The 5,769-nt window shown below is 39.9% G+C and carries 5 protein-coding genes; 3 read left to right on the top strand and 2 right to left on the bottom strand.

Annotated elements, in window-relative coordinates; translation table 11 throughout:
- Positions 1-762, top strand: a 762-nt coding sequence (locus Q0K96_RS14850) for an ATP-binding protein (RefSeq protein ID WP_297334763.1), incomplete at its 5' end; no start/stop codon positions are given.
- Entirely contained in the window at positions 752-1,384 is a 633-nt protein-coding gene (locus Q0K96_RS14845; protein ID WP_297334762.1) for a response regulator transcription factor, read from the top strand. The genes Q0K96_RS14850 and Q0K96_RS14845, both read left to right, overlap by 11 nt.
- A gap of 83 nt (positions 1,385-1,467) precedes the next feature.
- Here Q0K96_RS14845 and Q0K96_RS14840 read toward each other — a convergent pair whose 3' ends face one another.
- Together Q0K96_RS14840 and Q0K96_RS14835 are read right to left on the bottom strand one after the other, a co-directional pair.
- Positions 1,468-4,299 (bottom strand): T9SS type A sorting domain-containing protein, encoded by a 2,832-nt coding sequence (locus Q0K96_RS14840; protein ID WP_297334761.1) that lies wholly within the window; start codon positions 4,297-4,299, stop codon positions 1,468-1,470.
- A gap of 177 nt (positions 4,300-4,476) precedes the next feature.
- A complete protein-coding gene (locus Q0K96_RS14835) occupies positions 4,477-5,115 on the bottom strand; it encodes a 2OG-Fe(II) oxygenase (RefSeq protein ID WP_297334760.1) in 639 nt (212 codons plus the stop codon).
- 107 nt (positions 5,116-5,222) lie between these two features.
- Between Q0K96_RS14835 and Q0K96_RS14830 the strand changes: the two genes are divergently transcribed.
- Positions 5,223-5,672 carry a 6-carboxytetrahydropterin synthase gene (locus Q0K96_RS14830; protein WP_297334759.1) on the top strand — a complete coding sequence of 150 codons (450 nt, stop codon included), beginning with the start codon at positions 5,223-5,225 and terminating at the stop codon, positions 5,670-5,672.
- Positions 5,673-5,769: the final 97 nt, after the last annotated feature.

Raw genomic sequence — 5,769 nt, 5'->3', positions numbered from 1 at the left:
GTTCTTATTATTGTAATAATACTGTTCATTTTTTTATATAAAAACTTCAAAAACCAGAAAAAACTAAATCAGCAACAGGAAGTTATTCATAAACAAAATATTATTTTTTTAGAATCCCGGAAAGAAGTAGAGTTAATGCAGGCAATGATGGAAGGCGAAGAGTCTGAAAGGAAACGTATTGCAAGAGACCTTCATGATGGGGTAGCAAGCAGGCTATCCTCTTTGCTAATGCAAATAGAGCAATTGAACTCTAATGAGCATGGCCATTTTGAATATCAAAAAATTTCATCTAACCTTGCTTTGGCAATTAAGGATTTACGCCAAACTGCTTTTAACCTTATCCCGGAAACCTTATCTGAACTGGGTTTGGATATGGCATTAAAAGATTTATGTTTTTTAATGAGCAATGCTACGGTTAACATTCACTATAACTCAAACCAGATTAGTAATGACATTATATCTTCCCAGCAGACTACAATATTCAGGATTGTTCAGGAGTTAATAAATAACGCACTAAAGCATGCTGATTGTACTGAAGTAACTGTTGATTGTAGTCAGAACAATACATTATTTTTAATTACTGTAGAAGATAACGGAACAGGATTTGACACTAAAAACCTTGATAGCTACAAAGGGTTAGGGCTCAAGAATATAAAAACCCGTGTTGATCTGCTTGATGGAAATATGGATGCAAAATATATAGCCGGTGTAGGTACTATTTTTAATATTGAATTAAAAGTCAGGTTTACTAATGAATCGTAATTATAATATTGCAATAGTTGATGATCACCCTATCGTAATAGAAGGACTAAGCAACCTGCTACGCGAAATAGATTTTATTGAAGTTAAAGCAACTTTTAATAATGGTAACAGCATTCTTGAATATCAGGGTTTAAAAAATATTGACATTATTCTTCTTGATGTATTTCTTAGCGACAGTAACGGTATTGATGTTTGCCTTAAATTAAAAAGGAAGTACCCCGCTCTAATAATCTTAGCTATGAGCAGCCAGTCCGAACGAAGCATTATAATGCAGATGTTACAAAATGGCGCCAATGGCTTTTTGTTAAAAAGTGCTTCGCTTACTGAGTTTAAAAATTGTATTTTAGATGCAACAGAAGGCAAAAAAACATTCTGCAATCAGGTAAAGGAAATTATTGATAAAGTATCTATAAATGATATAAAGAACATTCCGCGGCTCACATTAAGGGAAAAAGAAGTTTTACTGCTTTTAAGAGATGGTAAGTCTACACAGGAAATATCAGATATCCTCCATTTAAGCTTTTTAACCGTTCAGACACACCGAAGAAACCTGCTAAATAAATATCAGTCAAAAAATGTTGTAGAACTTTTAAATTATGTAAAAACAAACGGCTTGCTATAATACAAACTGTAAACAAAAAAGGATGCCCAATACCTAAACAGTATTAAAAGCATCCTCTAATTTGAATAACCTGTAATTAAATGCTATTGCTTAAGCAGCTTAACAGAGTTAACGCTACCTTTTTCTGAATATATATTCACAATATAGGTACCTGCCTGTAAACCGGCTACATCAAGCAATAGTTCTTCTGTACCAGCATTAACAGCTTTTACTGTCTGCCCAAGCAGGTTTACTATCTCTGCTTTAACTATAACCGCATTACCAGATATTGTAACCACATTATTGGCAGGGTTAGGGTATAGCTTAAAGTAGTTACTATTCTTTATACTAAGGCCCATAGCTGCGCTTGCTGTTATAGCCATATAATCGCTTTCACAATTGCCAACTGTCTGACTCACATAATAAACACCCCCGTCAACTAAAGCTTCAGCAGGGTCAACAGCAACAAGCTCCGACTCATCATTCATAATATACCAGTTGGCAACCGCGCCATCAGTTAATGTTACCTCAAGTGCTGCAATAGTTTCACCTTCGTTAAACTCCTGTGTAGCTTCCGCTACAGGAATTTCAGGTAAAGGAGTTACAGTTACTGTAATTTCCAGCCTTGTACTTTCGCACCCTTCAGCAGCCTGCGATACAAAATAGCTTCCCTCCTGCACTGTTTCATCGTCATCAAGCTCTTCAGTCGAATCAGCAGTAGCATACCAGTAAAGTTCAGCCCCTTCTATAGGTGTAGCCATTAAATCAGATAACTCTGTACCCTCACAAACCGTTTGTTCAGCCACCACAACAGGCTCAGGCAGGTTAATAACCTGTACAGCTACTTCTGCCCTTTCGCTTTCACATCCGTTTACGGTTTGCGAAACATAGTAACTTCCTGTCTGTACCTCTGCCTCACCACTTAGCGGATCAGGGGTATCAGCACCCGCATACCATGTTATCACGGCATTTTCTTCTGCTTCAACACTAAGCTCGGAAAGAGTAGTCCCCACACATGCAATCTGTCCCTCTGCAGCAGGAGCCAATACAGTGTTTATTGTAACGGCAACTTCTGTCCTGCTGCTTTCACAACCGTTTATAGACTGGGCTGCAAAATAAGAGCCTGTAGCTGCCACCGTATTATCTTCAAGAGGTTCAGTTGCATCTGCAGAAGTGTACCATATTAACGTTGCACCCTCTGCAGTTTCCGCAGATAAATCTGCCACTACCGCACCTGAGCATAAACTTTGCGCTTCTGCAGCAGGAGCTTCCGGAGTACCAACAGTAACAACTACTGCCTGCCTTTCGCTCTCGCAGGTGTACCTGTACTGCGACACATAATAAGTACCCGATGCTATTACTGCAGATGCTTCAAGTGGCTCTGTAGCCAATTCACTGTCATACCACCTTAAAACGGCATTGTCATAGTCTGTTTCCGCAACAAGGTCAGCAACAGTGCTGCCGGGGCAATGCGCCTGGTCGGCTGCCTGTGGCGTAAGCGGCGTTACACATTCATAGGTTACAGTAACCACCCATGTATTATTGTTTACTTTGTTATAAGTAGTGTTACATGTACCTGCACCCTGCCACGTTCTCCAGGCACGCATTTCAAAATTAACATCGCCTGTTGCACCATCAGCAATATTAAGGCCACTGCGGTTATAGTTAAAAGTACCTACATTACCGGAACCCTGTGCAAGAGTAGTTTCGCCAATATTGGTATTTATACAGTGTAGTTTAGAACGTTGCTCGCTCATGTAACCATTGCTTGCAGATGTCATAGCATAGGACGTTGCCACAGATGTTGCCTGATATCCGTCGGGAACGGTAACGGTTAGCACACCGGGGCAGCTTGTAGTAGAGTTAGCATTAGGTGATGCATTATAAAGTGTTTGTATGTCACCATCAGTATAGGTTGCACTTACCTGCCCTGTAGTAAAGCTTATCATTACCCACGGCCCTTGGTCCGATTCCGAACAGTTACTTCTAACCCAGAAATAATACGTCTGGCCAGTTAGCAAACTGTCTAAATCAACCGTTGTTACAGCGGGCGCAACACTGCCCATTGGCTCAGTAGAAGCTGTTGGTGCAGCAGATGTAGTTGCATAGTAATAGTCATACCCAACTCCCGGGGTTATAATGGCCGGATTCCAGCTAACCGTTGCGCCTGCAACATCAGAAACAGCCGTAAGCCCTTCAGGCGCCGGGCATGTTCCCAGTAATTCTGCCGTAACGGCAAAAACATTAACCGCGCCCTCTGTTACAGAGGTTTTATTAATATCGATGCTAGATATAAGCTTAGGCTGGTTAGCGGCATCAATATTCAGCATTAACTGATACATCCTTGGGTTGCCCGATGGGTTCTCTAAAACACTGTTTGCCCTGTTTACCCGCCCAAAACCCGATGCAGCAACCGGTAGTGCCGTACTGTTATACCAGTCAGGCACTGTAGAGCCGGTTATGGTTTGAGATGTAGCGTCTGTAAAATGTACAACTACAGTAATAGTTGCTGTACCACTGCCGCCGGTAGTTAGCAGATATAGTTTTTTTGCAGATACCTGGTTTGTAAATGTAAGTGTTCCCGTTATGGGAGAGCCAGACTCTGACCCGCCAATTCGCAAACTGTTATTTGCTGAATAGCTGCCAAGCTGATAGGTAAGCCCGGGTGTTGGCACAGACGCTATCAGTCCTGTAGATGGCAACGCATAGGCAGGCGGAGTATTAGATGCCGTAGCCTGGAAATCGTTGCTCATAAAGGCAAAATTGGCGTTATCTACACCAATTGTAGTAGAGGCATTAGCTGCACCAAGACCATTTGCTATTACATCATGGTTGTAGCCGGATGCAACTGTAAGGTGTTCCCATTCCTGTGCAGATAATGTTGAGAAAGCCGAGGCAGTTAAAAACAGCCCCGAAAAGAGTAGTTTTAATTTCATAAGCGTGGAGGTTTTCAGTTAGGTTTTTGTTAGCTATTTTTGTTATTATGTGAATTTTAAAAACATATTTAACAAATGTAATAAGTTTTAATCAGCATAACCTGCTCAACACTTTTAAAAATATATTTATAACAAACTAACCGTAAAAAGTTACAGCCATAAATAATCTTATGAAAATTAGAATAATACTTCCGGCCTCGATTTTAGCCATCCTGTAATGCTCAGCCGTTCTTGTTTCACAGGTTTTACTTCATGTTCCAGCAACTGGCTTTCAAAAACCACCATCCGGCCCTGAACCGGATAAATATTAAGTTCCTCTTCTTTACCATTAACAGTTTTATAAATAGTAAGCTCACCACCAAACTCCGGTTGCCAGTCTTCGTGGTTAAGATAACAAACTACCGATATTTTTCGGCGGTTATCATTCTGGAAACTATCAAGATGACGCTTATAAAACGTTCCCGGAGGATAAACCGCATAATGAAATTCCTGATCGGCTATACCCATAAAACAAGTGCGGTTAAGGTAATCTTTAAAGTCGATAATTTTAGTAAAAAAAGCCTGTTCTGCAGGGTTGTAGTTTTGCTCATCGAGCCAGTAAATAAAATCGCCCCTTATTGCTTCTATAACAACCTCGTTGGCCATATTGCCGATTGCCGATTTTTTAAAACAGTCTTCGTCATATTTGGCGAGCAGGCTTTCCCGCAGGGCAAGCACTTCATCAGCAGTAAAAAAATTTTCGATAATGCTGTACTGTTGCTCCATAAGGTCTGTAATAACCTTTTCATACAGTGGGTTAAGCGCTAAAGCCTCCATAGGGTATATAATAAAAGTGCGCAAATATAATCTGAAAACCAATAACTTGTAATAAATTATTTTGATGGTTTTTATTTAGTAAATTTGCCCACTCAATACAATTATAAATGAGCAGGATAAGGATTACAAAATCATTTACTTTTGAAACCGGGCATGCATTATATGGTTATGACGGAAAATGCAAAAATGTACATGGCCACAGCTATAAACTATTTGTTACCGTTATCGGGACACCTATAACCGATAGTAGTAATGTAAAGTATGGCATGGTAATCGATTTTGGCGACCTTAAAAAAATTGTAAAGGAAGAAATTGTTGATATTTTTGATCATGCTACTGTGTTTAATAAAAATACACCGCACGTAGAACTGGCTAAAGAACTGAGTACCCGCGGGCACCATGTGCTTTTGGTGGATTACCAGCCCACCAGTGAAAACATGGTTATTGATTTTGCTGACAAAATAAAGAAAAGGCTACCTGAAACTATACAACTTCACTCATTAAAGCTTCAGGAAACAGAAACATCTTTTGCCGAATGGTACCAAAGTGATAATTAATAAAAAGGGGCTATCTTAAAAAGATAGCCCCTTACTTATATAATTGATGGGTGGGTTGTTTATTGTTTTACGATCATGAACTCACTCCTCCTGTTCT

Origin of the sequence: Flavobacterium sp. (assembly GCF_024305175.1) — a bacterium.
Lineage (GTDB): Bacteria > Bacteroidota > Bacteroidia > Flavobacteriales > Flavobacteriaceae > Flavobacterium.
Note: the sequence above shows the minus strand (reverse complement) of the source record. Positions and strands in the feature narration are given on the sequence as shown.

Excerpts from the sequence above, each read along its gene's own strand:
- Q0K96_RS14845 (WP_297334762.1), top strand. The coding sequence starts at position 752 with ATGAATCGTAATTATAATATTGCAATAGTTGATGATCACCCTATCGTA.
- Q0K96_RS14840 (WP_297334761.1), bottom strand. The coding sequence starts at position 4,299 with ATGAAATTAAAACTACTCTTTTCGGGGCTGTTTTTAACTGCCTCGGCT.
- Q0K96_RS14835 (WP_297334760.1), bottom strand. The coding sequence starts at position 5,115 with ATGGAGGCTTTAGCGCTTAACCCACTGTATGAAAAGGTTATTACAGAC.
- Q0K96_RS14830 (WP_297334759.1), top strand. The coding sequence starts at position 5,223 with ATGAGCAGGATAAGGATTACAAAATCATTTACTTTTGAAACCGGGCAT.